Annotated in this window: 21 protein-coding genes; 8 read left to right on the top strand and 13 right to left on the bottom strand. The window is 67.4% G+C overall.

What is annotated here, in order from left to right; all coding sequences use genetic code 11:
• The first annotated feature begins 7 nt into the window (after window positions 1-7).
• Complete coding sequence (locus ACTHQS_RS10985; protein ID WP_440168613.1) at window positions 8-2,053, top strand: DUF6807 family protein; 2,046 nt, start codon at window positions 8-10, stop codon at window positions 2,051-2,053.
• Window positions 2,050-3,165: a M24 family metallopeptidase gene (locus ACTHQS_RS10980; protein ID WP_440168611.1), complete on the top strand. Its 1,116-nt coding sequence runs from the start codon at window positions 2,050-2,052 to the stop codon at window positions 3,163-3,165. Before ACTHQS_RS10985 ends, ACTHQS_RS10980 begins: the two co-directional genes overlap by 4 nt.
• Before the next feature lie 118 nt (window positions 3,166-3,283).
• Here the strand turns inward: ACTHQS_RS10980 and ACTHQS_RS10975 are convergent, their stop codons facing one another.
• From ACTHQS_RS10975 to ACTHQS_RS10955, 5 genes are read right to left on the bottom strand one after another with little or no spacing between them, the layout of a single operon-like run.
• The gene (locus ACTHQS_RS10975) at window positions 3,284-4,735 is read right to left on the bottom strand and encodes an aldehyde dehydrogenase (NADP(+)) (RefSeq protein WP_440168609.1); all 1,452 of its coding nucleotides are present in this window, start codon (window positions 4,733-4,735) and stop codon (window positions 3,284-3,286) included.
• Window positions 4,736-4,780: 45 nt separating this feature from the next.
• On the bottom strand, window positions 4,781-5,884 hold the full coding sequence (locus tag ACTHQS_RS10970) for a mandelate racemase/muconate lactonizing enzyme family protein (RefSeq protein ID WP_440168607.1): 1,104 nt from the start codon (window positions 5,882-5,884) through the stop codon (window positions 4,781-4,783).
• On the bottom strand, window positions 5,884-6,789 hold the full coding sequence (locus ACTHQS_RS10965; protein ID WP_440168605.1) for a 5-dehydro-4-deoxyglucarate dehydratase: 906 nt from the start codon (window positions 6,787-6,789) through the stop codon (window positions 5,884-5,886). The genes ACTHQS_RS10970 and ACTHQS_RS10965 overlap by 1 nt, the downstream gene beginning before the upstream one ends.
• Entirely contained in the window at window positions 6,786-7,745 is a 960-nt protein-coding gene (locus ACTHQS_RS10960) for an NAD-dependent epimerase/dehydratase family protein (protein WP_440168603.1), read from the bottom strand. The genes ACTHQS_RS10965 and ACTHQS_RS10960 overlap by 4 nt, the downstream gene beginning before the upstream one ends.
• Window positions 7,742-9,211: a Gfo/Idh/MocA family protein gene (locus ACTHQS_RS10955; protein ID WP_440168601.1), complete on the bottom strand. Its 1,470-nt coding sequence runs from the start codon at window positions 9,209-9,211 to the stop codon at window positions 7,742-7,744. Before ACTHQS_RS10955 ends, ACTHQS_RS10960 begins: the two co-directional genes overlap by 4 nt.
• A gap of 352 nt (window positions 9,212-9,563) precedes the next feature.
• On the opposite strand from ACTHQS_RS10955, the gene ACTHQS_RS10950 reads away from it, so the two are divergent.
• Window positions 9,564-10,598, top strand: a complete 1,035-nt coding sequence (locus ACTHQS_RS10950; protein ID WP_440168599.1) for a LacI family DNA-binding transcriptional regulator — start codon at window positions 9,564-9,566, stop codon at window positions 10,596-10,598.
• A 6-nt stretch (window positions 10,599-10,604) separates the two neighbouring features.
• On the opposite strand, the gene ACTHQS_RS10945 is transcribed toward ACTHQS_RS10950, so the two are convergent.
• The gene (locus ACTHQS_RS10945) at window positions 10,605-11,195 is read right to left on the bottom strand and encodes a TetR/AcrR family transcriptional regulator (protein WP_440168597.1); all 591 of its coding nucleotides are present in this window, start codon (window positions 11,193-11,195) and stop codon (window positions 10,605-10,607) included.
• A 110-nt stretch (window positions 11,196-11,305) separates the two neighbouring features.
• Between ACTHQS_RS10945 and ACTHQS_RS10940 the strand changes: the two genes are divergently transcribed.
• Window positions 11,306-12,607 (top strand): MFS transporter, encoded by a 1,302-nt coding sequence (locus tag ACTHQS_RS10940; RefSeq protein ID WP_440168595.1) that lies wholly within the window; start codon window positions 11,306-11,308, stop codon window positions 12,605-12,607.
• Window positions 12,608-15,103 (top strand): beta-glucosidase family protein, encoded by a 2,496-nt coding sequence (locus ACTHQS_RS10935; RefSeq protein WP_440168593.1) that lies wholly within the window; start codon window positions 12,608-12,610, stop codon window positions 15,101-15,103.
• Here the strand turns inward: ACTHQS_RS10935 and ACTHQS_RS10930 are convergent.
• A complete protein-coding gene (locus ACTHQS_RS10930) occupies window positions 15,100-15,819 on the bottom strand; it encodes a FadR/GntR family transcriptional regulator (protein WP_440168591.1) in 720 nt (239 codons plus the stop codon). The two genes, ACTHQS_RS10935 and ACTHQS_RS10930, sit on opposite strands and share 4 nt — an antisense overlap.
• Before the next feature lie 66 nt (window positions 15,820-15,885).
• Between ACTHQS_RS10930 and ACTHQS_RS10925 the strand changes: the two genes are divergently transcribed.
• Window positions 15,886-17,223 carry an alpha-hydroxy acid oxidase gene (locus ACTHQS_RS10925; protein ID WP_440168589.1) on the top strand — a complete coding sequence of 446 codons (1,338 nt, stop codon included), beginning with the start codon at window positions 15,886-15,888 and terminating at the stop codon, window positions 17,221-17,223.
• Between the two features lie 23 nt (window positions 17,224-17,246).
• Here the strand turns inward: ACTHQS_RS10925 and ACTHQS_RS10920 are convergent, their stop codons facing one another.
• Both ACTHQS_RS10920 and ACTHQS_RS10915 read right to left on the bottom strand, forming a co-directional pair.
• On the bottom strand, window positions 17,247-17,894 hold the full coding sequence (locus tag ACTHQS_RS10920; RefSeq protein WP_440168587.1) for an ArsR/SmtB family transcription factor: 648 nt from the start codon (window positions 17,892-17,894) through the stop codon (window positions 17,247-17,249).
• A gap of 69 nt (window positions 17,895-17,963) precedes the next feature.
• Entirely contained in the window at window positions 17,964-19,175 is a 1,212-nt protein-coding gene (locus ACTHQS_RS10915; RefSeq protein WP_440168585.1) for an acetoin utilization protein AcuC, read from the bottom strand.
• A gap of 104 nt (window positions 19,176-19,279) precedes the next feature.
• Between ACTHQS_RS10915 and ACTHQS_RS10910 the strand changes: the two genes are divergently transcribed.
• On the top strand, window positions 19,280-20,713 hold the full coding sequence (locus tag ACTHQS_RS10910) for a TrkH family potassium uptake protein (protein WP_440168583.1): 1,434 nt from the start codon (window positions 19,280-19,282) through the stop codon (window positions 20,711-20,713).
• Window positions 20,706-21,392, top strand: coding sequence for a potassium channel family protein (locus ACTHQS_RS10905; RefSeq protein WP_026265713.1), 687 nt, complete (start codon window positions 20,706-20,708; stop codon window positions 21,390-21,392). Before ACTHQS_RS10910 ends, ACTHQS_RS10905 begins: the two co-directional genes overlap by 8 nt.
• A gap of 13 nt (window positions 21,393-21,405) precedes the next feature.
• On the opposite strand, the gene proC is transcribed toward ACTHQS_RS10905, so the two are convergent.
• The 4 genes from proC to topA form a co-directional block, all read right to left on the bottom strand.
• Window positions 21,406-22,239 (bottom strand): pyrroline-5-carboxylate reductase, encoded by an 834-nt coding sequence (gene proC, locus ACTHQS_RS10900; protein ID WP_440168580.1) that lies wholly within the window; start codon window positions 22,237-22,239, stop codon window positions 21,406-21,408.
• A 257-nt stretch (window positions 22,240-22,496) separates the two neighbouring features.
• Entirely contained in the window at window positions 22,497-23,486 is a 990-nt protein-coding gene (locus ACTHQS_RS10895) for a Ppx/GppA phosphatase family protein (RefSeq protein WP_440168578.1), read from the bottom strand.
• A gap of 7 nt (window positions 23,487-23,493) precedes the next feature.
• Window positions 23,494-23,913, bottom strand: coding sequence for an SseB family protein (locus ACTHQS_RS10890; protein WP_440168576.1), 420 nt, complete (start codon window positions 23,911-23,913; stop codon window positions 23,494-23,496).
• A gap of 52 nt (window positions 23,914-23,965) precedes the next feature.
• The gene (gene topA, locus ACTHQS_RS10885; protein WP_440168574.1) at window positions 23,966-26,683 is read right to left on the bottom strand and encodes a type I DNA topoisomerase; all 2,718 of its coding nucleotides are present in this window, start codon (window positions 26,681-26,683) and stop codon (window positions 23,966-23,968) included.
• Window positions 26,684-26,807 lie beyond the last annotated feature (124 nt).

Raw genomic sequence — 26,807 nt, 5'->3', positions numbered from 1 at the left:
GACGCCCGTGACAACACAGTCTTCACCGGAATTCGCGCACCACCAGGGCGCGCCCACTGCAATCCCGCGGATCGCCCTGGTGGGTGTGCACGGCTTCGGCGAACACCACCTCGCCAATTTGGCAAGGCTCGAAAAGGCCGGAGCCCTGGAACTGGTGGCCGTCGCCGATCCCAACCCGCCCGAAGCCGGCACGCTGGCCCGGTCGGTGGCGGTGTTCCCGGACCTGGAAGGCCTGCTGGCCGCACAGCCGGGGGTCGACGTCGTCATTCTTGCCACGCCCATCCAAACCCATGCCCCACTGGCGATCGCCGCCCTGGAAGCCGGGATGGACGTTTACGTCGAAAAGCCGCCGATGGCGTCCCTGGCCCAGTTCCGCCAAGTCCTTGCAGCGGCGGAGGAGAACGGACGGCTGGTCCAGGTGGGCTTCCAGAGCCTGGGATCGCATGCCCTGCCCGCCATCAGGGACGCGGTGAACGGCGGGGACGTCGGCACCGTCCTGGGTGTCAGCGCCACCGGCCAGTGGCTGCGGACCAAGGCCTATTTCAAGCGTTCCCGCTGGGCCGGAAAGCGCAGCCTGGACGGCACGGATGTGGTGGACGGCGTGGCCACCAATGCGCTGGCCCATGCCGTTGCCACCGCATTGCATGTGGCCGGTGCCCACTCCCTGGCGGATGTCGCCTCCGTGGAAACGGACCTGTACCGCGCGCACGAGACCGAAAGCGACGACACCTCGGTGCTTCGGATCCGCACCGCCAAGGGATCCGCCCTGCTGTGCGCCCTCACGCTCTGCGCCCCCGAACAACTGGACCCCACCGTCACCGTCCACGGAACCCTGGGCGACATCACCCTCTCCTACACAAAAGACGAGGTCCTTATCTCCACGCCTGGCGGCGAGCGCCGCGAAACGTACGGCCGGACCGACCTCCTGGAAAACCTGCTGGACGCCCGTGCCACGGGGGCACCGCTGCTGTCCGCACTGGCAGACACCGGGGCGTTCACCGCCGTGCTGGAAGCCATCCGCACCTCCCCGGCACCGACACCGATCGACCCGCAGTACGTCTCCTGGGAGGGCCAAGGCGACGACGCGCACCCCGTGGTCCAGGGCATCAGTGACCTCATGGAGCGCGCCGTCAAAGCGCAGGCCACATTCGCAGAGCTCGGTGTCCCTTGGGCGCGGTGCCTCCCGCCCGTCCACACGCTGGCCCTGGACGGCCAGCCGGTGGCGGACTACCAGGACGGCAGCCACATCCGCGCAGTCTCCTCCCCGCGGCCCTACCTGCATCCCGTCAGGACGCTGGGCGGCACGGTGGTGACGGACCACCAGCCGCTGGACCACGTGTGGCACCTGGGCGTTGGCGTGGCGCTGCAGGACGTGGACGGGGTGAACTTCTGGGGCGGCCGCACCTATACCCGGGAAGCTGGGGCATACGTCTGGCGCCCCGACCACGGCAGCATCGCCAGCACGGGCACCGCGCTGGAACAGCCTGACGCCGGCAGCGGGCACGAGGGCCGTCTGCAGCAGACCCTGAGCTGGAACGGACCCAACGGCTCCCCCGTCCTCCTAGAGGAACGCACCTGGGCATGGTCCGGCGTCGCGCCTTCCATCTGGCAGCTGTCCCTGGACTTCGCGCTGTCCCCGTCCGGGGACAAGCCGGTGAGCCTGGGCAGCCCCGGCTCCAACGGCCGGTTCGAAGGCGGCTACGGCGGCTTCTTCTGGCGCCTGCCCCACTGTGCGGACGCCGCCGTATGGACGCCGGCCGGCACCGGCGAGGCGGAGACGCACGGCAGCGTTGCGCGCTGGCTTGCATGGTCGGGACAGTTCGACGGCGGCCCGGCCACCTTGGTGTTCGTCGCTCCAGGGGACTGCACCGACCCATGGTTCGTCCGGGTGGACGGCTACCCGGGCATCGGCCAGTCACTGGCATGGGACGCCCCCGTCATCGCCCGCCCGGGAAGTCCGGTACGGCGGCACATCACCGTTTTCGTGGCTGACGGAATCCTGGCCACACCCGAGATCGAAGCACTCATCAACCAACAGGGGGACCCGTCATGACGCAAACATCAACCACCGCCGCCCCACCGCAGGGGGGACGCCTGGCGCCCGGGTCGCCGGCCGACCGGGCCATTAAGCGCCAACGTGTGCTGGACATCCTGGCTGCAGCCGGGCGGGATTCACTGCTCCTCACCACCAACACGGCCCTGACCTGGTACCTGGACGGCAGCCGGGTCCACATCAGCCTGGCCGGTGATCCCATCGCCGCCCTGCTGGTGGACCGCTACGGCGACCACCTGGTGACGTTCAATAACGAAGCCGGCCGCATTGCTGCGGAGGAACTGCCTCCCGGGGTCAACCTCCACAGTGTGCCCTGGTACGGCAACCTGGCCCAGGCCGCGGCCGCCGCCGGCAATAGCTCCCAGCCGCCGCTGGCGGAAAGCGACGTCACAGCGGAGCTGCGCGCGGCCCGGCAGCAGCTCCTCCCGGCCGAGGGTGCGCGGTACTCGCTGCTTGGCGCGGAGTTGGCCGGCATGATGACGGATGTCCTGTCCGCAGCCCGCCGGGACACCACAGAGTTTGAATTGGTTTCTGCACTGGCTGCCCGCGTAGTGGCCGCCGGCGCCGAACCGCTGGTTCTCCTCTGCAACGGCAGCTCCCGCAGTGCCTTCCGGCACCCCCTGGCAACCCACTCCCCCTTGGGACGCCGCGCCATGGCCGTGGTGTGCGCCCGCCGGGACGGCCTGGTTGCCAACATCACCCGCTGGATAAGGTTCGACGCCGGCACCCCCGAGGAGCGCGACGCCGAGGCCCGCATCGCCGCAGTGGAGGCGGACATTTTCGACGCCACGGTTCCGGGGGCGTCGCTGGATCGGATCTTTGCCGAGATCCAGGCCGCCTACGTGCGGCACGGTTTTGGGGCGGACCAGTGGGAGCAGCACCACCAGGGCGGACCGGCCGGTTACGCCGGCCGGGATCCCCGGGTGACGTCTACTGTGACCGACACGGTGGTGCTGGACCAGGCCTTCACGTGGAACCCGTCGGGGCCGGGCGTCAAGATCGAGGACACAGTGCAGCTCACGGAGACCGGGCTTCGCGTCCTTACCGTGGACCCGCGCTGGCCGGTGGCCACCGTGAACGGGCTGGCCCGGCCGGTGACGCTGCAGCTCTAGGCCCAACGCCCGCTCTCATTTGGGGCTTAAAACCGAAACGCCCGCTCACTCGGGGCCGTCAGTGCGGCCGCAAGTGAGCGGGCGATCCAGTTTAATTGGGCAAAAGTGAGCGGGCGTTTCAGGGGAGCCGGAGTTCCCCGTCAACCCGCCGCGGGATTCCCAGCGGGTTGTCCTCGCGCAGCGCGGGGTGCAGCACCGATTCCGGGGCGTCCTGGTAGGCCACGGGGCGCTGGAACCTGCGGACCGCCGTCGCCCCCACCGAGGTGAACAGCGATGTGGTGGCCGGGTACGGGCCGCCATGCTGCTGCGCCCAGTTGACGGCCACACCTGTGGGCCAGCCTTCGAACAGGACACGTCCGGCCAGCCCGGACAGTTGATCCACCAGGCCGGTGATGTCCTCGCCCGGTTCGCTGTGGAGCGTGGCCGTGAGGCTGCCCGGGACCTTGGCCAGGACGGCAGCCAGTTCGTCCTGGTCCGCATACTCGATCAGGATGGTGGTGGGCCCGAAGCATTCCTCGAGCAGCTGCTCCGGCCGCCCCAGGACCTTTGCCACGCTGGTGGAAAAGACCACCGGGGCAGCGCCGTTGGCCACTGCGTCCTGGTCGACGCTGCCGCCCACCACGTCCACGCCGTCCACTGCAGCGAAGCTGCGCAGGCCGTCCGGGTACGCCTCCGCGATGCGGGTGGTCAGCATGCCCAGGGCGGGCTTGTCCTTGCTGGCAGCAGCCACCTCCGCAGCGAAGTCCGTCCCGGCCGGGATGAACACCAGGCCCGGCTTGGTGCAGAACTGCCCGGCGCCCAGGGTGAAGGAGCCTGCCAGCCCGGCAGCGAGTTCCGCGGGGCGGGCCTTCAGTGCTGCCGCGGTGATGACCACAGGGTTGAGGCTGCCCAGTTCCCCGTAGAACGGAATGGGATCGGGGCGGGAGGTGGCAAGGTCGAACAGGGCACGCCCGCCGGGGATGGAGCCGGTGAAGCCCACGGCCTTGATGGCGGGGTCCTGGACCAGGGCGGTGCCCACTTCGCGGCCCTTGACCAGGGCGAACAGGCCTTCCGGCGCACCCGCGGCACGGAGCGCCTCCGCCATGATTTCCGCGGTCCGTTCGGAGAGCCGCACGTGGCCGGAGTGGGCCTTGACGATCACCGAGCAGCCTACGGCCAGGGCCGAAGCCGTGTCACCGCCGGCCACCGAGAAGGCGAACGGAAAGTTGGAGGCGGAGAAGACTGCCACCGGGCCGATGGGCCTGAGGATCCGGCGGAGGTCCGGCCTGGGCGGAGTTGCCGCCGGGTCTGCGTGGTCGATGATGGCTTCCAGGTAGGAGCCTTCGGTGATCACGCGGGCGAACAGGCGCAGCTGGCCGGTGGTGCGGGCCACCTCGCCCGTCAGGCGCGGCGCCCCAAGGCTGGTTTCGGTGTCAGCAATGTCCACCAGTTCGGCGGCGTCGGCGTCCAGGGCGTCCGCCACGGCGTTGAGCCAGCCCGCACGTTCGGCGTCGGAGGCAGCCGCGGAGATTTTCGCTGCCGCCGTGGCGGCAGCAGTGAGCTCGGTCAGGGAAAGCGTTGCAGTTGTCACGTCAGGTACCTCGTTATCCAGTGAAAGTCGTGTTGGGATGCATCGTTACAGCTCGTCCTTGAAGCGGAAGCCCAGCCCGGCAGGGTCCATGAGGGTCACCCTGCTGTTGTGGAACCGCACCGGCGATGGCCCGGCAAGGATGCCCAGTTGTTCGAAGGACGCCTCTTCGACGTCTTCCACCAGGGTGGGCTCCGCCAGGGTCAGGGCCAGCTGGCCGGACAGTTCCGGCAGCAGGTGCGGCATGACTTTGATGCTGTGGGTCCGTGCCAGCTCCACGATCCGCCGGAAGGGGGTGATGCCTCCCACCCGGATGATGTTGGGCTGGATGATGTCCACCGCCTCCGCCTCGATGAAATCACGGAACCGGTAGATGGTGTGCAGGTTTTCGCCCAGGGCTATGGGCACGGGGGAATGCTTTCGGAGCCTGCGGTAGGCCCAGAGGTCGTCCGCACGGATGGGTTCCTCCAGCCACTCCAGCCCGAATTCGGCGAGTACATCCAGTGCGCGAAGGGTGGCGGGCAGGTCCCACCGCTGGTTCGCGTCGATCATGAGCCGGCGGTCAGGGCCCAGGACCGACCGGACAGCGGCAACACGTTCATAGTCCTCGCGGAGGTCCGGTTTGCCCACCTTGATCTTCACTGCCTGGTGGCCTGCGGCGACCCAACGGTCAACCTGCGCCACCAGTTCCTCAAGCGTGTAGTGCAGGTTCACCCCGGACCCGTAGACCTCGGCCGAGTCCTGCCGCTGGCCCAGGAGGCCGGTGACGGACGTCCCCGCCCGCCGTGCCTGCAGGTCCCAGAGTGCCAGGTCAACGCCTGCCATCGCGATGGTGGTGAGTCCCCCGCCGCCGGCTTCGTGCAGCCGCTTCCACAGCGGGTCCCAAACAATTTCCGGGTTGGCCGGAAGCCCGGTAACGAACGGTGCGATGTCGTAGTCAAGCAGCGCCTGGACCGCCTGGGGGCCGATGGTGGGCGTCCAGGAAAAACCGTGCCCCGCGCCGCCGTCATCCGTGTGGATCTCGGTGGCGATCACGTGGTTCTCGGGCGCCTCCACACCCCAGCTCCGCCGCAGCGGAACCGTCAGGAGACGGGTGGACAGGCCGGTAATGCGGGGAACGGTGCGGACCGTCTCCGCGGCCGGTGCGCTCATCAGCGGCCAGCCAGCTCGTAGCCCTTGGCGAGGATGGCCTTGAGCTCCACCAGCTGTTCCTCCGTGGGATCAACCAGCGGCGGACGCACCGAACCGACGGGCAGCCCAGCGAGCCTCAAGCCGGCCTTGATCAGGGAGACCCCGAACCCGGGGGTCTGGTCGCGCAGGCGGACCAGGGGCGCGTAGAAGCCTTCGAGCAGGGCGTTGCGGCGGTCCTCATCGCCGGACACGTAGGCGTCGTAATAGGCCTTGGCGATCTCCGGTGCCATGGCGAACGCTGCCGACGAGTAGAGCGGGATGCCCAGTCCGCGGTAGGCGCCCTGGGTCAGTTCGGCGGTCAGCAGGCCGTTGAAGAAGGCGAAGTCCGTCCGGCCGGCAGCCTTCACCGCCGTGACGATTTCCTGGGCCAGGCCAACATCGCCCAGGCCGTCCTTGAACCCGATGACCTTGGGATTGGCGGCCAGCTTGGCCATGGAGGCGGCCGTGAACCTGGCGTTGCCGCGGTGGTACACGATGACCGGCAGGCTGCTGGCGTTGGCCACCGCCTCGATGTAGGCCACGAGCCCGTCGGTTGGTCCGGTGACCAGGTACGGCGGGAGCACCAGGAGGGCGTCGGCGCCGGCTTCCTCTGCGGCGCGGGCGGCGGCGAGCGCGTGGCCCAGCGGTCCTCCGGCACCGGCCACCACCGGGACCTGTCCGGCAACAACCTCGACGGCGGCCGCCACCACGGTGCGGACCTCCTCGATGCTGAGGGCATGGAATTCGCCGGTGCCGCAGGCGGGGAAGACTCCGCCCGGTCCAAAGGGAAGCCGGGAGCTGATGTGTTCCTTGAGCAGATCCACGTCCACGGCACCTTCGGCGGTGAACGGGGTCACGGGAAAGAACAGTACGCCGTCGAATTTCATGATGTCTCCTTGCCTCGGGTGCCGGCGGTTACCAGCGCGGAGGCCTCGTCGTTGAGGGTTGACTTGAGTTCTGTGCGCCAGCTGCGCTTGGGCTGCCACCCCAGGAGCTCCTGGGCTTTAGCTATGGAAAAAGCGGGGCTGGTGCCGGTGAGGCCGGAGCTGAGCGCCTCGCTGCCCGGAAGGAGTGCCGGCATCAGCTCCGCCAGGGGCTTAGTTGCAAGGGCGTCTGCCGCTCCCACGAAGAAGGTTTCCCCGTTGGGAATGTCTTCCATCTTTTCGAGCAGCAGGTCCAGGAAGTCCGCCACGTCCCGCGCATCGACGTAGTTGAACAGCGCCGGGGCCGAGAGGGCCGGGTCCGCCAGGCGTTCGGCGAGGGTGTGGCCCTGCTGCGTGGGCGCGCCTTCCCATTCCTCCGGCGAGATGACGAAGCAGGGGCGGAACGCGGCGTACCGGATCTTCTCCCCCTGCGCGGCGGCGAACATCTGCATGGTCTGCTCCGCGATGAGTTTGGACAGCGCGTAGGCGTTCCAGGGCTTCGGCGGGGTCCGTTCATCGAGCGGGAACGACGGCGGCAGCCACCCGGCCGGGCAGCCGTATCCAAGGACAGTGGGGCTGCTGGCCGTGACGATTTTGGACACCCCCAGCTCCGTCGCTGCGCTGATGACGGCAAAGGCGAGCCGGGTGTTCGTGGCGAAAATGACGTCCTCGGGCGCACTGAACGGCACCGCGATCGCCGCAAGGTGGATGACGGCGTCGGGCGCTGCGTCCCGGAGAAGGCGCAGCGCCTCTCCCGGGGCCAGGAGGTCGGCGGTTTCCTGAACGACGCCGGCAGGCAGCAGTTCTGCGGGCACGGCCTCGCGGTCCACGGAGATCACCTCGTGGCCCGCCCCGGCCAGCCCCGCAACTACGCTGCGGCCCAGGCGGCCGGCACCGCCGGTAACGAATATCCTGCTCATGGCTTTCCCTTACTCCCGCGGCGAAGGTCGGCCCCCAGGTCCAGGTCTTCAACCCGGACGGGCAGGGACGTTTCAAGGGAGCGGTTGCCGGCGATGCCCACTGACACCGAACGCAACCCGTCCAGGTAGCCGGAGGGACGGCCCAGCGGGTCCTCGCCCGGGCCGTTGAAGAGGTCGGAAAGCAGGAGTTCGTCACCGCCGCCGTGGCCGCCCTCGCCGTTGATGATGGGGACTTCGTAGGCGGCCTCCCAGTGGCGCTGGACCACCAGGCGTTCGCCGTTGCGGCGGACCGCGTCGTCCTCCTCGACGGGGGTGGCGCTGGGGTCCACCACGGTCTTCTGGTCAGTGCTGTGCAGGACGGCGGCACGCTCCACCACTTCAAGTTCTGCCCGGCCTTCGGTGCCGTTGACCGCCACCCGGTAGCCCTCCCAGGGACTGTGGGCGTTCAGGGAGTAGCTCAGGCGCGGTCCGCCCTGGTACTCCACCACCAGCGCGAGGTTGTCCTCGATGGTGATCCCGCCACTGAAAACGTCCTGGTCACGGCGGTAGCCGTCGTAGTGCTCGTTGTCCAGGAACAGGGCTTTGAGCCGCTCGTCCTCCCTCAGGTCGAGTGCAAAGGGATCCCTTTCGACGGCAGGGGCACCGGCGTCGGGCGTTCCCCGGTCAGGCCGCGGGCCCAGACCGCGCTCCGCAGCGTTCGTGTCGCCGTAAAACTTCAGGCCGCCGGAAGCGAAGACCCGCTCCGGAACATCGTCGATCCACCAGTTGACCAGGTCGAAGTGGTGGGAGGCCTTGTGGATCAGCAGCCCGCCGGAGTTCTTTTTCTCGCGGTGCCAGCGGCGGAAGTAGTCAGCGCCGTGGACGGTGTCCAGGACCCAGCTGAAATCGATGGAGGTGACCTTGCCGATCACGCCGCTCTGGATGATTTCCTTGAGGGCGCTGTTGCGCGGCGAGTAGCGGTAGTTGAACGTGACCACAACATTCCGGCCGGTCTCATGGACAGCCTGGACGATGCGGCGGCAGCTCCCGGCGTCAATGGTCAGGGGCTTTTCAACGACGACGTCAGCGCCCGCGCGGAGCCCCTCCACGATGTAGTCGGCGTGGGTGTAGTCCGGCGTGGTCACGATGATCCGGTCGATGTTGTTGGCCTGGACGAAGCCGGTGAGCTGGGCGGGGTCGAACGACGCAACCGGGCCGGGGGCGCCCAGTTCCTGGATGAGCTTCTGGTAGAACCCCACACGTCCGGGGTTCACATCCGAGAAGGCAACCAGCTCGGCGGTGTCCGCATGCTTGCCGTAAATGGCGCGGATGTACATTTCGGAGCGGCCGCCGGTGCCGATCAGGGCAATGCGGGCCTTCCCGCCCTTCCGGGCGGCAGTGCCTCCAGCGGTGGCGGTCTCGGCGCCGGCGGCAGTGCCGGGCTGAGAAGCAGCTGCGGCCGACGTGGTCTCGGCTGTGTTGACCATGGGGTCCCTTTCGAAAAAGCTCATATCCCGCGGAGGGCGGCGGTGTTCAGGCGGCGGCGCGTTGCTGCACCGGGCAGAGGAGCGAGAAAGCGTTTTCTCACTCCCCTATAAGAGTTGTACCAACCTGTCGGCGCATCCGTCAACCACTTCCAGGAAAGGAAGAAAGCGGTTTCCTGCGAGGCATCACGACTCCCCTTCACCCAACACGGGAAAATGACCCGGAAGAAGGTAGAAATCGCTTTCCCACTGCCGTATATGCTGTCTTTCACAGCACCCGCCGGGAGGCCGGCGTGCCGCGAACACCAACATTTAGCCTGCGGCGCCGGCCAACGGCGCAAAAGAAGGGTTCTCCATGGCCAGAAAATCGGCAAGCGGCCGGATCGGCATCGCGGACGTCGCCGTCAAGGCGGGAGTTTCCCATGCCACGGTTTCCCGCGTCATGAACGGGAACTTCACCGTGGACCCGGACATCGCAGCCAGGGTTCGTGCGGCCGCTGCGGAACTGAAGTACCAGCCCAACCCCGTGGGCCGCAGCCTGGCGCTGGGCAAGACGGACACCATCGGCATCGTGGTGCCGGACCTTGCGAACCCCACGTTCCAGGCGATCCTCCGCGGCCTGAGCCGGGCCGCGGCGCAGGACGGTTACCGGGTGCTCATTGCGGACTCGTTCGAGGTGTCCAGCGAGGAATCCATCCTGGCAGGCGAAGCGCGACGGCGCTGCGACGGACTGGTCCTGTGCGCCCCGCGCATGACGGACGCGGAGCTCGAGGAGATTGCACCCTCACTCCACCCCCTGGTGCTGATCAACCGCACCACCACAGCGCCCGATGTACCCAGCCTGGTAGTGGACTACGGCCAAGGTGTCCAGGACATCGCCGAACACCTGGTGGAACTAGGCCACACCCGCCTGGCCTTCCTGGCGGGCCCGCCCCGCAGCGCCTCCAACGAGATGCGGCTCAAGGGCCTGGAGAAGTTCAAGGCCGCCCACCCCGAAGTGGACGTCACCATGCTGGAGGGCGGCTCTGACTTCGATACCGGGCATGAAGCCGTGGATGCGGTGCTTGCCAGCGGGGCCACGGGGATCCTGGCGTTCAACGACCTGGTGGCCATGGGCCTGATGAGCGGCCTCCACGAGCGCGGCATGGACGTTCCCGGCGACATCTCCGTCACCGGCTTCGATGACATCCCCTTCGCCAGGTATACGACGCCGGCACTCACCACCGGCGCGGTGCCCATCACCGAACTGGGCGAGCAGGCCTGGCACCAGCTCCGGGCCCTGATCCGGAAGGAAGGGACCGAAACCCCGGGCAGCCGCTACCAGCCGCGCCTTGAAATCCGGGCCAGCACCGGCCCTGCCAAGGCGCCGCGCACCACCGTCCACGGCTGATACCCCCTACGCGGACGGCGGCTTCAGGAGCACATCGATGAACTCGCGCAGCCCATCGGCCACATCCACGCCCTTGTCATAAAGCCATTGCAGCTGCAGGCCGTCGGAAACCGCCACCACCAGGCGGGCCAGGTCCCCCGCCGGCAGGTCGGAGCGTGCCTGCCCGGCCGACTGGCGGCGCTCGATGTCAGCTGCCAGCACGTCAACCACCTCGCCGTAACGCTCCTTGAAGTAGCCGTGCGAGTCATGTCCCGGGTCGTTGGCGGTGGCTGACGCCACGGCGTAAAGGGTGGTGAGCCCCGGTTCACTCCGGTTCCGCTCCGCAGAACGCACCATCAACGCCAGCCCTGCTTCTTCGGCGCCCATTGCCGCCAGGCTGCGGCGGTCCCGCTCAGCCAGGACTGCGGTCAGCAGTTCCTGCTTGCCCCGGAAGTAGTGGAAAAGGGTGGCTTCCCTCACCCCCACGAGCTCTGCCACGCGCTTCAGGGCGGTGCCTTCAAAGCCTTCAGTAGCGAAGACGTCCGTGGCCGTCTGGATGATCTGTTCGCGGCGCTCGGCTCCTTTGGCGTATTGGCCGCGCGGCTTTGATGAGGGCATCAGCCCAGTGTATTTCACCGCCTTTGGAGAAAACCTAGTCACACTCGGTTTTTACCGGTACCATCTTTTTGCAGGACCCAACGGAGGGTCACTTTTTGTCAGGAGGCACCGTGGCCGTCAAGACCATCACCGAGGATTCCGCAGGGCTGCCTGCCGGCGGAACCTCAGCAACCACCGTTTCAACCGCTACTGCGGGAGCGCCCACCCGCACACCCCGGGCCTACGTCATCGGCATGCCCATCGCCAGTGCCGGACTCTGGATGGCCGTCCTGGCCCCGGCCCTGGTGGTGCTGGCCATCAAGGTTTCAGAAATCACCACCCCCGAGACACGCGCCGGCGCGCTTAGCCTGGTGGCAGGCGTCGGAGCACTCATCGCGCTCCTGGCCAACCCCTTCTTCGGCCGGCTCAGCGACCGCACAACATCGCGCTTCGGAATGCGCAAGCCGTGGATCGTGGGCGGTTCCCTGGTAGGCCTGGCATCCCTCGTCCTGCTGGGCTCCGCCACCAACGTGACCGGCGTGCTGGTTGCCTGGGTCATCGCCCAGCTCAGCTTCAACGCAGCGCTGGCGGCACTGGTGGCCACCCTCCCGGACCAGACGGCCCCCGCCGAGCGAGGCCGCCTGTCCGGCCTGATCGGGATGACCCTGCCGGTGGGCCTGGTGGCCGCCGCGTACTTTGCCCAGCTGTTCGACAACGCCTTCCAGATGGCGGTGGTCCCCGGAGTCGTAGGAACTGCCGTCACCCTCGCCTTCGCGTTCACCTTCAAGGACCGCGTGCTGACGGAAAAGCCCGCCCCGCTCAACCTGAAGGAGATTGCGGGTTCGTTCTACTTCAACCCCCGCACGTACCCCGGCCTGGGTTGGGCCTGGTTCACCAAGTTCCTCGTTTACATCGGCTACTGTGCAGGATTGCTTTACCTGCCCTATTTCTTTGCCGACCACCTCCACGTTGCCGAAACCGCAGTACCGGGCCTCGTCTTCCAGGCAACCCTGGTGAGCTCCGCAGGCACCGTGGTCACCAGCATCGCCGGCGGTTGGATCAGCGACCGGATCGGCAAGCGCAAGGCCATGGTCATTGCTTCCGCGGCCATCATGATGGCCGGCCTGATCGTCATTGCCACCAGCAGCACCACGGACCAGGTCCTGGTGGGACAGGCCCTGGCCGGCCTGGGTCTTGGCTGCTTCGGGGCAGTCGACGTTGCCCTCATCACCGACCTGCTGCCGGGAACCAACAGTGAGAACGCCAAGACCTTCGGCGTTTTCAACATCGCCCAGGCGCTTCCCCAGTCCCTGGTACCCGCCATCGCCTTCCCCGTCATCACCTTCGGCGGCTACCCGGCCCTCTTCATCGGCGGAGCCGTCGTCGGCATCATCGGCGCCGTCCTCGTCACCCGCATCAAAGGAGTCAAGTAAATGAATCCCACCCTCTCCCCCGCCGTCACGGCTCCCGCCGCCGGTACGCCGGATGCCGAGGCCCGCATCCGGGAATTGGCCAAAAGCCTCTCCCTCGAAGAGCAGATCCAGCTGCTGACCGGCGCGGATGTCTGGGCAACGCATGCCCTGCCCGCTATCGGCCTGTCCCGGGTTGTCATGTCCGACGGTCCCTCCGGCGTCCGCGGTGAAGACTTCGACGAGCGCCACGACTCCGTTTCCCTGCCGTCGTCGTCCGCCCTGTCCGCCACGTGGAGCGTGGAAACCGCGCACCGCTACGGCCAGGTCCTGGGCCAGGAGGCCCGGCGCAAGGGAGTCCACGCGGTCCTGGGCCCCACCATCAACCTGCACCGGTCACCGCTGGGCGGCCGCCACTTCGAGTGCATGAGCGAAGACCCCCGCCTGACCGCCACCATGGCCGCAGGCTACGTCGCCGGAGTCCAGTCGATGGGAGTGGGCGCCACCCCCAAGCACTACCTTGCCAACGAAGCCGAAACCGAACGCTTCACCTCGGACTCGGTGGTGGACGAGCGCCCGCTGCGCGAGCTGTACCTGGCAGCGTTCGAGGACGCCGTCACCGAGGCCCGCGCCTGGCTGGTAATGAGCTCGTACAACTCCATCAACGGCACCACCGCCAGCGAAAACGACCTGCTGAAGACGCCGCTGTCCACGGAATGGGGCTTTGACGGCGTGGTTGTCTCGGACTGGACCGGGGTCCGCTCCATCGACGCCGCAAACGCCAACCAGGACCTGGAAATGCCCGGGCCGGTAGGCCACTGGGGCCCCAAGCTGCTGGCGGCGGTCAATGACGGCCGGGTCAGCAGGTCCGCCATCCTCGAAAAAGTCATCCGCATCCTCCGGCTTGCTGCCCGCGTCGGTTCCCTGAACGGCGTCTCCCCCTCCGTGACGGAACTCCCGGCACCGCTCAATGCCGCCGCCGTCGCCCGCGAAGTGGCAGTCCGCGGCGCCGTCCTGGTCCGCAACCGGGACGGCCTCCTGCCGCTGGATCGCCCGGCCCTGGCCAGCGTCGCCGTCAGCGGCCACAACGCTGAGGAAGCCCGCACCCAGGGCGGCGGCAGCGCCACCGTCATGCCCAAGCAGAACGTCTCCCCCCTCGAAGGCCTGCGCGAAGCACTGCCGGGCGTCAGCGTGAGCTACGCCCGCGGCGCGAAAGTGGCGGAAGGCCTGCAGGCATTCCCCCGCACCTCGCTGCACAACCCGGTCTCCGGTGTGCCCGGCCTGCGGGTGACGTTCCTGGCCGAGGACGGGACGGAAATTTCGGGCGAGGACCGCCTGGCCTCACACCTGATCTGGTTCGGCGTGGGCATCCCCGAGGGCGCAGCTGCCATCCGGATGGAAACGGACTGGACCGCCCCGACGGCGGGCATCCACCATCTGGGCATCGGCACCGTGGGCCGGATCCGGCTGGCCCTGAACGGTGAGGAGGTGTTCAACGGCGAGATCGAGGACGACACCGACGTGCTCGGCGCGGCATTGTTCGACCCGCCCAAGACTGTCCACCCGGTCACCACTGCCGCTGGCGGCACGGTGCGCATCGAGGCCGTATACGAGCTGCCCAAGCAGCAGGCCATCCCCTTTACGGCCATCCTCCTGGGCGAGGAAACGGTGGTGGAGGACCCCCAGGCAGAGATCGACGCGGCGGTGGAGGCCGCCCGGTCCGCCGACGTGGCGGTGGTGGTGGTGGGTACCAGCGCCGCCATCGAGTCCGAAGGCTTCGACCGCAAGGACCTGGACCTCCCGGGCCGGCAAAACGAGCTGGTGGAAGCGGTGGCGGCGGTGAACCCGCGCACCGTGGTGGTGGTGAACTCCGGTTCGCCGGTCCTGATGCCGTGGCTGGACAAGGTGGGGGCCGTGCTGCTCGGCTGGTTTGGCGGCCAGGAATTCGGCCGCGCCATCGCCGACATCCTGCTGGGCGCCGAAGAGCCCGGCGGCCGCCTTCCCACCACCTGGCCTGCGGCCCTGGCGGACGTCCCGGTCCTGGACACCACCCCGGTGGACGGCAAGGTGGTGTACTCCGAGGGCATCCACATCGGCTACCGTGCCTGGCTCAAGCAGCAGGCAGCGGGCGGTGCCGCACCGGCCCTTCCCTTCGGCTACGGCCTGGGCTACACCACGTTCGAGTTCGGCGCAGCCTACGCACGGGAATCGGTCCCGGCCGGCTCCGACGTTGTAGTCCACGTCCCCGTCCGCAACACCGGCAGCCGCTCCGGCCGTGACGTAGTCCAGGTGTACCTGGACCGGCCCGAATCCACCGTGGAACGGCCCGTCCGCTGGCTCGCCGGCTTCGCCGGAACCCACCTGGCGCCCGGCGGAACGGAGAGCGTGGAGGTCCGGATTCCCGCCCGTTCCTTCGCGCATTACGACGGCGGCTGGCAGTTTGAGCGCGGCACCTTCCGGATCCTCGTGGGCCGGCACGCCGAGGACGACTTCCAGGAACTGGCCATCGAAGTCCGCTAGCCGATCAGGCCGGGCTGGGCAGGGTGATCCCTGCCCAGCCCGGCTTCTTTGTAGAACCCTTCGATATGGGCAGCCACCAACTGGGCCGCCCGGCCGCCGTCGCCCTTCCTGATCGCCGCCAGGATGGCGTGGTGCTCGGCGTGCAGACGCGAGGCGGTAGCGTTCCAGTCCGGCAGGTTGCCCGTCAGTTCGGCGGCGTAGCCCTGGATGGATTCGCGCAGCGATCCCATCATGGCGCTGACCACTGCGTTGCCTGCGGCGTTGGCCAGGGCCAGGTGGAACCGCACATCGAGGGCCAGGAAATCGCGCGCGGGCAGTCCTTCAGGTGTATCCATCGCGGAAAGGAGCGTGGCCGCCTCCGCAAGCTCGGGCGCGTCCCGGCGGGCCTTTGCAGCCGCCCAGGACTCCAGCAGGACACGGGTCTCCACGATGTCCGCCACCGGCAGGTGCTGGGTGGCCACATGCAGCCGAAGGGCTGAGCCGAGGGCGGCGGCGGGATCCGAGATCACCACCGTCCCTGCGTCGGGACCGGAGCCTACGCCTGAACGGACTACACCCATGGCTTCGAGGATCCGGATGGCCTCGCGCACGGAGGTCCGCGAGACCTGGAGCTGTTCCGCCAGAGTGCGCTCCGCCGGGAGCCGGCCGCCGACAGCCAGGTCGCCGGCTGAGAGCCGGTCCTCGATCCAGTGCAGGACCAGCTGGTGAGTACGCATGACAAAATAGTAGTTGATGTGGTTGGACCACATGACCTAGAGTGTGGTTGGACCATAGGAGGAGCCATGACCCACACCATCCAGCCCAACAATCCGGAGGCCACCCCGGCCCCGGAGACCACGGACATTCCCGCAGCGCCGGCATCTGGCCAGGCCCCGTCGTCGTCCGCCCTGCCTGCTGCCCTGAAACGGCGCATTCCCAAGTACTCGGACCTCGCGCCGCTGATGCAGTTCAAGAAGCCGGAATTCAGCAAGGCTGCCCGGCTGCAGCGGGCAAGCACCATCTGGGAGTTGCGCGACATCGCGAAACGCCGCACCCCCAAGGCCCCCTTCGACTACACGGACGGCGCCGCAGAAGAGGAAATCACCCTCCGCCGCGCACGCCAGGCATTCCTGGACATCGAGTTCCGGCCCGGCATCCTGCGGAACGTCTCCAGCATCGACCTCAGCACCGACATCCTGGGCAAGCCGTCGCGGCTCCCCGTCGGAATCGCCCCCACCGGCTTCACCCGCATGATGCAGTCCGAGGGCGAGTACGCCGGATCGCAGGCCGCCGAAGCCGCCGGCATCCCCTACACCCTGTCCACCATGGGCACCGCCTCCATCGAGGACGTGGCCACCGCTGCCCCCAACGGGCGCAACTGGTTCCAGCTGTACCTGTGGACGGACCGGGACCGCTCACTGGAGCTGATCGAGCGCGCCGCCAAAGCGGGCAACGACACCCTCATGGTCACCGTGGACACCGCCGTGGCCGGGGCCCGCCTCCGCGACGTCCGCAACGGCATGACCATCCCGCCGGCGCTGACGCTCAAGACCGTGCTGGATGCCTCCTACCGGCCCGCCTGGTGGTTCAACTTCCTCACCCACGAGCCGCTGACCTTCGCCTCGCTGTCCCGCTACACGGGGACTGTGGCAGACCTGATCAACTCCATGTTCGACCCCACCCTCACCTTCGGGGACCTGGACTGGCTGCGTGAAACCTGGAAGGGCAAGCTGGTGGTCAAGGGCATCCAGACCGTCGAGGATGCCCGCCGCGTTGTGGACCACGGCGCCGACGGTGTGGTCCTGTCCAACCACGGCGGCCGCCAGCTGGACCGGGCTCCCATCCCGTTCCACCTGCTCCCCGAGGTCAAGCAGGCTTTCACCGGTGACAACACCGACGCAGCCATCATGCTGGACACCGGCATCATGAGCGGCGCGGACATTGTGGCGGCACTGGCCCTGGGCGCCGACTTCACGCTGATCGGCCGCGCCTACCTTTACGGCCTGATGGCGGGCGGACGCGCGGGCGTGGACCGTGCCCTGCAGATCCTTGAGAAGGACATGGCCCGCACCATGGCGCTCCTGGGTGTCAGCCGGATTTCCGAGCTCACCCCGGACCACGTGCGGCTGCTGGCTAAGTAAGCCCTGCTCCTTCCGGCCAAACCCTATTTCTTGCGCCCAAATTTAGGCAGGTTGGGGAGGTTGGCCAGCAGGTCGGCTGCTTTGGTGGCGGCGCGGCCAACGGTGCGTCCGATTTGCTGCGGAACGGTGTCGTCGCTCAGCGGGGCGGCAGTGCCGCCTGGAATGACGACGGCGGGGCTCAGCTCGGCGCCTTCCCGCACCAGGAGGGGCGCCGGGACGTCCTCCCGGGGCGCCTGCGCCGCAGCAGGCTCCGCCCCCCGCGGGGCCGGCGGCAGCGACACGGCGGCAGCGGCGACGCCTTCCTGCAGGTGGGCAGGGGCTGCCGGGGCGGGGACTGCCTGACCGGCGGCTGGCTGTTCCGCCGTCGACTGATCCAGGCCGGCCGGTGCGGCTGCGGCGTTGGCGCCAGGGCCGACGTCGAACGTCTCCAGCCAGCTGGCGATGCCCTCCAAAGGGCCCCGGTTCAACGCGTAGAAGCGCTTCTGGCCCTGGGCGCGCATGCTGACCAGCTGTGCCTCACGGAGGACTTTCAGGTGCTTGGAAATGGTGGGCTGGCTCGCCGCCAGTTCCTCCACCAATTCCCCCACGGCTTTGTCGCCTGCCCGAAGGGCCACCAGGATGTCCCGCCGGGTGGATTCCGCTATGACGGCAAATACGTCGTCTGTCACCATGCCTCCCACCCTAGCGACATATACGTCTAAAGGCATCAACTATTTCGGCGGCACGGGTTTCCGGCCGGACTAGTCGAACCAGGGGTCCAGCCCGTGCAGCGGAAACAGCGCCTTCCGGGTGGCCATGACGGTGCGGTCAACGGCGTCGTTGGGGTCGAAACCCACCTCCCAGGAGCGCCACCACAGCTCCACGTCGTCCCCCATGAAGGCGGGCGCCTCGGTGCCGAACTTCTCCAAGACGTACTGCCGCCAGTCCGCCGGCACGGGCGTCCGCAGCGGCACGGGCCGGCCCGCTGCGATGGCCACCAGATGGCTCCACGCCCGCGGCACCACGTCCAGCACGTTGTAACCCCCGCCGCCGGTGGCGATCCAGCGTCCGCCGCAGTAGCGCTCTGCCAGATGCCCGACGGCGTTCGCGGCCTCGCGCTGTCCGTCCACACTGAGGTTGAGGTGCGTGAGGGGGTCGCTGCGGTGCGAATCGCAGCCGTGCTGGCTCACGATGACGTCCGGTTCGAATGCCCCCACGAGTTGCGGCACCACGGCGTAGAAAGCGCGCAGCCAGCCGGCGTCGGATGTGCCTGCGGGCAAGGCGACATTCACCGCAGTCCCTTCCGCTGCGGGGCCACCGATCTCGTTCGCGAAGCCGGTCCCGGGAAAAAGGGTCAGCCCCGTCTCATGCAGCGAGAGCGTGAGGACCCGGGGATCGTCCCAGAAGATGTTCTGGGTGCCGTCCCCGTGGTGGGCATCGACGTCGATGTAGGCCACCTTGGGCACGCCGCCGTCGAGCAGCTTTTGCACGGCGAGGGCGGCGTCGTTGTAGATGCAGAATCCGCTGGCGCGCTCCCGGGCGGCGTGGTGCATGCCGCCGCCAAAATTCACCGCGTGCACGGCCGAGCCATCCAGCAGGTGCTGGGCCGCCAGCAGCGAGCCGCCGGCCAGGCGGGCGGCGGCCTCATGCATGCCGGCGAACGCCGGATCGTCCTCGGTTCCCAGCCCGCGCGCTTCATCCGGCCGGGAGGGGTCCGCACTGACCCGGCGGACTGCTGCAACATAATCAGCCGAGTGGACTGACTCCAGCTCCGCGTCGGACGCCACCTCGGGCGCTGCCAGCTCAACGTGGTCCAGGTCGAAGAGCCCCAGGCTGCGGGACAGGCGCGCCGTCAGGTCCATCCGTTCCGGCGCCATGGGGTGGCCCGGACCGAAGTTGTAAGCTGTCATGTCAGGACTCCACGCCACCATCGTTGGCGGCGCGGGCTGGCTGAGTCCGGGCAGGTATGTCATCAATCACAGGCTACCCGAGCCCGCACTGCCCCCGGCCCGGCCATGACGCAGGCTTTAGTGGTTTACTACTGAGGGAAGCCGTTTCAACCGAGGAAAAGCCACACATGACGCAAAGCCAGTCGCGGCCCCGGACCCCGGCCCCCTGGCACCCCCCGGCGCAGGAGCGGGAGGGCCTCTGGATCTTCACGCGGCTGCGCGACTTCATTGACGATATTGCCAACACCTCCCCCGCACGGCTGGCACTGACGGCGTTCGCCGCTGTCTGCACGGTGTTTACTTTCCTGCTGTCCCTGCCGGTCGCCTCGGCGGATGGAACTCCCACCCCTGTCCACCAAGCACTGTTCACGGCCGTTTCGGCAGTGTGCGTCACGGGACTCACGGTGGTGTCGACGGCGGTCCACTGGTCCTTCTTCGGCCAGCTGGTAATCCTGGTGGGCATCTTCATCGGCGGCTTGGGCACCTTGACCCTCGCCTCGCTGCTGGCGCTCATGGTGAGCAAGCGGCTGGGCGTGCGCGGCAAGATCATCGCCGCGGAGTCCATGAACAACGCCGGCCGCCTGGGCGAAGTGGGCACGCTGCTGCGGATCGTCATCACTACGTCAGTGGTCATCGAAGGCATTCTGGCGCTGACATTGATCCCCCGCTTCCTCACCTTGGGCGAACCGTTCTGGCAGTCTGTCTGGCACGGTGTCTTCTACGCCATTTCATCGTTCAACAACGCCGGCTTCACGCCGCACTCCGACGGCATCGTGCCCTACGAGACGGACCTGTGGATCCTCATTCCCCTGATGGTGGGCGTCTTCCTGGGCAGCCTGGGCTTTCCCGTGGTGATGGTGCTGCAGCAGAACGGGCTGAACTGGAAGAAATGGAACCTCCACACCAAGCTCACCATCCAGGTGTCCCTCATCCTGCTCGCCGCGGGCACCTTCCTGTGGGCCCTGATGGAGTGGGACAACGCCCGGACCATCGGACCGATGGGCCTGGGTGACAAGATCACCCATTCCCTGTTTGCCTCCGTCATGACGCGTTCGGGTGGCTTCAACCTGGTGGACCAGAATCACATGGAATCCACCACCAAGCTGCTGACCGACGCGCTGATGTTCGCCGGGGGCGGGTCGGCGTCGACGGCGGGCGGCATCAAGGTGACCACCATCGCCGTGATGTTCCTGGCCATTGTTGCCGAGGCCCGCGGCGACGCCGACGTGAAGGTGTACGGCCGGACCATTCCGCAGGGAACCATGCGGGTGGCCATCTCGGTGATCGTTGCCGGCGCCACCCTGGTTTCCGTCTCCGCCTTCCTGCTCCTGCAGTTCAGCGGCGCGTCACTGGACCGGGTACTGTTCGAGACGATTTCGGCCTTTGCCACGGTTGGCCTGAGCACCGGCCTCAGCGCCGAGGTGCCGCCCGAGGGCGTTTACGTCCTCACGGCCCTCATGTTCGCCGGCCGCGTGGGCACCGTAACCCTCGCCGCTGCGCTGGCCCTGCGCCAGCGCAGCCAGTTGTACCACTACCCCGAAGAGAGGCCGATCATTGGCTAGTTCCACAGACGCCCCCCGGCGCCCCGCCCACAACGCCCCGGTACTGGTGATCGGGCTGGGCCGCTTCGGATCATCCACCGCGGAGCAGCTGGTCAAGCAGGGCCGGGAAGTGCTCGCCATCGAACGGGACCGGAACCTGGTGCAGAAATGGGCACCCCTGCTGACCCACGTAGTGGAGGCTGACGCCACCAACATCGACGCTCTCCGCCAGCTCGGCGCGCAGGAGTTCAGCTCTGCCGTCGTGGGGGTGGGCACCTCCATTGAGTCATCGGTGCTGATCACCGTGAACCTGGTGGACCTGGGCATCGAGCACCTCTGGGTCAAGGCCATCACGCCTTCCCACGGCAAGATCCTCACCCGGATCGGCGCGAACCACGTCATTTACCCCGAGGCCGACGCCGGTGTCCGCGCTGCCCACCTGGTCTCCGGACGCATGCTGGACTTCATCGAGTTCGACGACGACTTTGCCATCGTCAAAATGTACCCGCCGCGCGAAACGGTGGGCTTCACCCTGGATGAGTCAAAGGTCCGGTCAAAGTACGGCGTGACGATCGTGGGCGTGAAGTCCCCGGGTGAGGACTTCACCTACGCCCGCCCGGAGACCAAAGTGTCCTCACGGGACATGCTGATCGTCTCCGGCCACGTGGACCTGCTGGAGAGGTTCGCCGCCCGGCCGTAGTCCCCTCGAAGCGTTAGCCGAGCTGCCTGGTGATCTCCGCCGCCCGGTCCGCTGCCGCCTTGGCGCCCGCGGCGATGATGGCCGGGATGCCCTGTTCGTCAAAGGTGGCGATGGCGCGTTCCGTGGTGCCGTTGGGGCTGGTGACGGCCTTGCGGAGCGCTGCAGGATCGGCTCCGGGCTCGGCCAGCATGAGCCCGGCCCCGGCCACGGTTTCGCGGGCCAGCAGCAGCGACAGCTCCCGGTCCAGGCCCAGTTCCTCCCCTGCCGACGCCATGGCCTCGGCAAGGTAGAACGCGTAGGCGGGGCCGGAGCCGCTGATGGCCGAGAGGGCGTCCACCTGCTCCTCGGGGACCTCAACGACGGTCCCGGCGCCCTGCAGCATGTCCTTGACCATCTGGAGCTGTTCCGGGGTGCAGTGCGTGCCGGGCGAGACGGAAACGACACCGCGGCCCAGCTTTGCGGGGGTGTTGGGCATGGTCCGGATCACCGGCTGCCCTGCAGGGAGTGCGGCCTCCAGTTGCGCGATGGACACGGCGGCAGCCACGCTGACCACCACCGTGCCAGGCGAAAGGGCAGGGCTGATTTCCCGGGCCAGATCCGTGATGCCCACCGGCTTGACGCCAAGGATGACCACAGCGGACCCCTTGGCGGCCTGCTTGTTGTTGTCAGGCTCTTCCTCACCGGCAATGGCGGTGATCCCGTGGTACCGCTCGGCCAGTTCCGCGGCGCGTTCAGCGCGGCGGACCGTGGCCACAACATCCCCGGGATCCTTCCCCGCCTCCAGCAGGCCGCCAAGAATGGCTTCGTTCATGGATCCACAGCCAAGGAATGCGATTCGGTTGCTCATGCCTCCATCATTGCAGTTGGGAGGCATTCACAGGCAACTCCCATCTTCAGCGCAGCCCGCACACAACTTAGGGTCCTAACGTAGTTATTACCTCATTGAGGGTGCGAGTGATGCGGCAGGCATGGGGATGCCTGCCAGGGCACCGGTGGCACGGCAGCAGGTTTTCCCCCATTTTCCTGTTGCCGGCCCCGGTGCTTCCGCTTTTAACCGCCCGACTGGCTGACTAGCCGGCTGCAGACCAGGCAGCATGCCCATGGCTAGACTGTTGCGTCGACTGTCCGGGAGGCGGCCACATGGGGCGCGGGCTCCAGGGGTCCGGCGAACACCAACTGGTCCAGGCGGCGCAGGATCAGTCCTTCACGCAGCGCCCATGGGCAAATCCGCAGCTTCTTGAACTTGAACATTTCCAACGCAGCTTCGGCCACCAAAGCGCCGGCAAGGAGCTGGTGGGCCCGCGCCTCGGAGACGCCGGGCAGGTGCAGCCGGTCTTCGGAACTCATGGCCGAGATCCGCTGGGTCCAGATGCCCAGGTCCGAGGCGTGCAGCTCCCGCTTGACGTACGGGCCTTCGGCGCTGGGAGCGGCTCCGGCGATCCGGGCCAGGGAACGGAAGGTCTTGGAGGTGCCGGCCACCACGTTTGCCCGGCCCAGGCCGTCGAATTCGCGGACCGCAGGCTTGAGCGTGGCCCTGATGTAGCGCCGGAGTTCCTTGACGCTCTTGGCCGACGGCGGGTCTTCGGGAAGCCAGTCCCTGGTGAGCCTGCTGGCACCCAGCGGCACCGAGGTGGCGACTTCCGGAAGCTCGTCCTGGCCGAAGGCCATTTCAAAGGAGCCGCCGCCGATGTCCAGGTTCAGGATGGGACCGGCTCCCCAGCCGTGCCAGCGCCGTACCGCAAAAAACGTCATGGACGCTTCTTCACTGCCCGTGAGTTCCTGCAGGGTCACGGTGGTTTCGTGCTTGACCCGGGCCAGGACGGCGGGACCGTTGGTGGCCTCACGGATGGCTGACGTACAGAAGGCCAGCAGGTCCTCCGCTTTGTGCCGGGCCGCGAACTCCCAGGCTTCCAGCACGAACTCGGTCAGCTCATGCTGTCCCTCGTCGCTGATGCTGCCGTCCGGTTCGAGGTACTGCACCAGGGACAGCGGCCGCTTATGGGAAGCGAAAGGGACCGGCTGGGCGCCCGGGTGGGCATCCACCAGGAGCAAATGGACAGTATTGGACCCGATATCAAGGACGCCTAGACGCATGGGGACATTATTGCTCGTCAGCGCGCTTGAAGTCGCGCTTGATGTTGGCAACGCCTTCCGGGTTGATCTCGAAACCGTAGGCTGCACCGGGGTTGATCACCATGCCCAGCTCCTCGCCGATGTTGGCGATGATGGCAGCGCCCTGCGTGCCCAGCACGTTGGGAGCGGCTTCCAGGTACTGCTGGTCCACCCTGCTGGGGTGCGAGAAAACGGCAAGGACGGGGTCGCCGTCGGCGTTGGCAAGGACCAGGGGCTCCACCTGGGAGTCGATGCCCTCCACGGCGTCCGAGCTGATGATGTAGACCTCGCTGTTGAGGAACGACAGGATGACGTCCACGGGGTTCGCCTCAGGCTGTCCGCCGGTGGCGAGCTTCTCCTCAAGGTCGTTGAGCGGGGAAAGGTCCGTGTGCGCGGGCTGTTCAGTCATACACCTAGCCGATCACGATACGGTGGCCGGCGCAAACGTGCCGGCCACACGGCTACTTCTTGGCCGTTGCCTTCTTCTTGGCAGGCGCCTTGCGGGTGGCGGTCCGCTTGACGGGGCCCTTGGCGCGCTTCTCGGCCAGCAACTCCACAGCCTGTTCCCGCGTGAGTTCCTCCAGGGAGGTGGCGCGGGGAACTGTGATGTTGGTGATGCCGTCCGTGATGTAGGGGCCAAACCGACCCTCCTTCACCACGATGTTCTTCTCGGACACCGGGTCCGGGCCGAACTCCGCCAGCGGCGGCACCGCGGCACGGGCGCCGCGCTGCTTGGGCTGCGAGTAGATCTCCAGGGCCTGCTCCAGGGTGATGGTGAAGATTTCCTCTTCCGAGCCGATGGAGCGGGAGTCGGTCCCCTTCTTCAGGTAGGGCCCGAACCGGCCGTTCTGGACCGTGATCAGGTTGCCCTCCGCGTCCTCCCCCAGCGCCCGGGGCAGGCTCATGAGCTGTAGCGCCTCATCCAGGGTCACGGACTCAACCGTCATGGACTTGAAAAGCGAACCCGTGCGCGGCTTGGCCTTGACCGGCTTCTTGGGCGGCTTGGGCTTGCCGTTCTTGTAGTACTCCACCGGCTGGTTGGCCAGTTCCTCGTCGGTCATCTCCGGGATGATCTCGGTGACGTAGGCGCCGTACCGGCCGTTCTTGGCCACCACTGTGTGTCCCGTGTGCGGATCGCTGCCGAGCACGCGTTCCTCAGGCGCAGCCGTCTCCATCAGTTCGATGGCCTTGGCCGCCGTCAGCTCGTCCGGCGCTAGGTCCTCGGGCACGTTGGCGCGCGCCGATTCCACGATTTCGCCCGTCTTCGGGTCCACCACGGCGGCAGAACTTTCCAGGTACGGACCGAACTTGCCCACCCGGAGGGTGATCTCGTCGGTGATGGGGATCGAGTTGATTTCCCGGGCGTCGATCTCGCCCAGGTTGTTGACGATGCTCAGCAGGCCGGGATCGGAATCCTCGCCGAAGTAGAAGTGCCGCAGCCAGGAGGCACCGGCTTCCTGGCCGTTGGCGATCTTGTCCAGGTCGCCTTCCATGTCGGCGGTGAACTCGTAATCCACGTAATCGGAGAAATGCTGCTCCAGGAGCCGGATCACCGAGAAGGCAATCCAGCTGGGCACCAGGGCCGAACCCTGCTTCCGGACGTAGCCTCGGTCCTGGATGGTGGAGGCGTAGGTGGACGGGCGGCCGATCCCCTTCTTCTCCAGTTCCGCTGTCAGTGACGCTTCCGTGTACCGGGGCGGCGGGGAGGTCTCGTGGCCCACGGCCTGGATGTCCGCGGCCGTGAGGGAGTCGTCCTTGGCCACGTTGGGCAGGCGGCGTCCTTCGTCGGAGTCGTCGTCGCCCCGGGTCTCGTCCTTGCCTTCCTCGTAAGCGGCAAGGAAGCCGGGGAACGTGATAACGGTGCCGGAGGCGGAGAACTCGGCGTCCCGCCCGTCGGCGGCCACGGCACCCAGCCGGATGGTCGCCGTCGAGCCCTTGGCATCAGCCATCTGGGAGGCGACGGTCCGCTTCCAAATCAGCTCGTAGAGCCGGAATTCGTCGCCGGAGAGCTGCTTTGCCACCTGGGCGGGGGTGCGGAACGAGTCACCGGCGGGACGGATGGCCTCGTGCGCTTCCTGCGCGTTGGCCGCCTTGTTGGAGTAGACCCGCGGAGATCCCGGGATGTACTCCGGGCCGTACAGCTCGGAAGCCTGCCGCCGGGCAGCGGTGACGGCTTCGTCGCTCAGCGCGGACGAGTCCGTACGCATATAGGTGATGTAGCCGTTTTCGTAGAGGCGCTGCGCCACCTGCATGGTGCTCTTCGAGGAGAACCGCAGCTTGCGCCCCGCCTCCTGCTGCAGCGTGGAGGTGGTGAAGGGCGCGGCCGGGCGGCGGGTGTACGGCTTGGTATCGACAGAGCGGACCCGGAAGTCAGCCTTCTGCAGCCCTGCTGCCAGCGAGGTTGCCAGCTCCTCGTTAAGGTGTGCAACGTTCTTGGAGGTGAGCACGCCGTCGTCGTTGAAGTCACGGCCGCTGGCCACCTTGGCACCGTCCACGGCGGCAAGCTTGGCCTTGAACGAGCCTGATTCGGCGCCGAACTGGCCGGTCAAGTCCCAGTAGGAGGCAGCCTTGAAGGCCATGCGTTCGCGTTCGCGGTCCACCACCATGCGGGTGACCACTGACTGCACGCGCCCGGCGGACAGCCCGCGGGCCACCTTGCGCCACAGCACGGGTGAGATTTCGTAGCCGTAGAGGCGGTCCAGGACACGGCGGGTTTCCTGGGCGTCCACCAGGTCCTGGTCCACGTCGCGCAGGTTGCCCATCGCGCGCTGGATGGCTTCCTTGGTGATTTCGCCGAACGTCATCCGGTACACCGGAACCTTGGGCTTGAGCACTTCCAGCAGGTGCCACGCGATGGCCTCGCCCTCGCGGTCCCCATCGGTTGCGAGATAGAGTTCGTCGGCGTCCTTGAGCGCAGCTTTGAGCTCAGTAACCTTTTTCTTCTTGTCCGGGGACACCACGTAGTAGGGCTTGAAGTCGTGTTCGATGTCGACGGCGAACTTGCCGACGGAGGTTTTCTTCAGCTCGGCAGGGAGTTCGGACGGCTGCGGCAGGTCGCGGATGTGACCAATGGAGGCCTCTACGATGAAGCCCTCGCCGAGGTACTTGGCGATGGTCTTGCTCTTGGCCGGAGACTCCACAATCACGAGTTTCTTGCCGGTTTTGGCCTTGCTTGGCACGGTGCTCCTACAGAAAAAGGTTGCTGGGGCAGATGAGCCCATGTTCGCCTAGTTCACCATATTTTGGGGAATCGTGCGCATTCATGTGGAAAAGACGGGGCTCTGTTGAGGGCTTGAGGGGGCT

Origin of the sequence: Arthrobacter sp. SAFR-044 (assembly GCF_051965175.1) — a bacterium.
Lineage (GTDB): Bacteria > Actinomycetota > Actinomycetes > Actinomycetales > Micrococcaceae > Arthrobacter.
The sequence above is the reverse complement of the archived record's forward strand: the minus strand, read 5'-3'. Positions and strand labels throughout refer to the sequence as shown.

Coding starts and splice junctions, on each gene's coding strand:
- ACTHQS_RS10980 (WP_440168611.1), top strand. CDS start 2,050: ATGACGCAAACATCAACCACCGCCGCCCCACCGCAGGGGGGACGCCTG.
- ACTHQS_RS10970 (WP_440168607.1), bottom strand. CDS start 5,884: ATGAGCGCACCGGCCGCGGAGACGGTCCGCACCGTTCCCCGCATTACC.
- ACTHQS_RS10965 (WP_440168605.1), bottom strand. CDS start 6,789: ATGAAATTCGACGGCGTACTGTTCTTTCCCGTGACCCCGTTCACCGCC.
- ACTHQS_RS10960 (WP_440168603.1), bottom strand. CDS start 7,745: ATGAGCAGGATATTCGTTACCGGCGGTGCCGGCCGCCTGGGCCGCAGC.
- ACTHQS_RS10955 (WP_440168601.1), bottom strand. CDS start 9,211: ATGGTCAACACAGCCGAGACCACGTCGGCCGCAGCTGCTTCTCAGCCC.
- ACTHQS_RS10950 (WP_440168599.1), top strand. CDS start 9,564: ATGGCCAGAAAATCGGCAAGCGGCCGGATCGGCATCGCGGACGTCGCC.
- ACTHQS_RS10945 (WP_440168597.1), bottom strand. CDS start 11,195: ATGCCCTCATCAAAGCCGCGCGGCCAATACGCCAAAGGAGCCGAGCGC.
- ACTHQS_RS10935 (WP_440168593.1), top strand. CDS start 12,608: ATGAATCCCACCCTCTCCCCCGCCGTCACGGCTCCCGCCGCCGGTACG.
- ACTHQS_RS10930 (WP_440168591.1), bottom strand. CDS start 15,819: ATGCGTACTCACCAGCTGGTCCTGCACTGGATCGAGGACCGGCTCTCA.
- ACTHQS_RS10925 (WP_440168589.1), top strand. CDS start 15,886: ATGACCCACACCATCCAGCCCAACAATCCGGAGGCCACCCCGGCCCCG.
- ACTHQS_RS10920 (WP_440168587.1), bottom strand. CDS start 17,894: ATGGTGACAGACGACGTATTTGCCGTCATAGCGGAATCCACCCGGCGG.
- ACTHQS_RS10915 (WP_440168585.1), bottom strand. CDS start 19,175: ATGACATACCTGCCCGGACTCAGCCAGCCCGCGCCGCCAACGATGGTG.
- ACTHQS_RS10910 (WP_440168583.1), top strand. CDS start 19,280: ATGACGCAAAGCCAGTCGCGGCCCCGGACCCCGGCCCCCTGGCACCCC.
- proC (WP_440168580.1), bottom strand. CDS start 22,239: ATGAGCAACCGAATCGCATTCCTTGGCTGTGGATCCATGAACGAAGCC.
- ACTHQS_RS10895 (WP_440168578.1), bottom strand. CDS start 23,486: ATGCGTCTAGGCGTCCTTGATATCGGGTCCAATACTGTCCATTTGCTC.
- ACTHQS_RS10890 (WP_440168576.1), bottom strand. CDS start 23,913: ATGACTGAACAGCCCGCGCACACGGACCTTTCCCCGCTCAACGACCTT.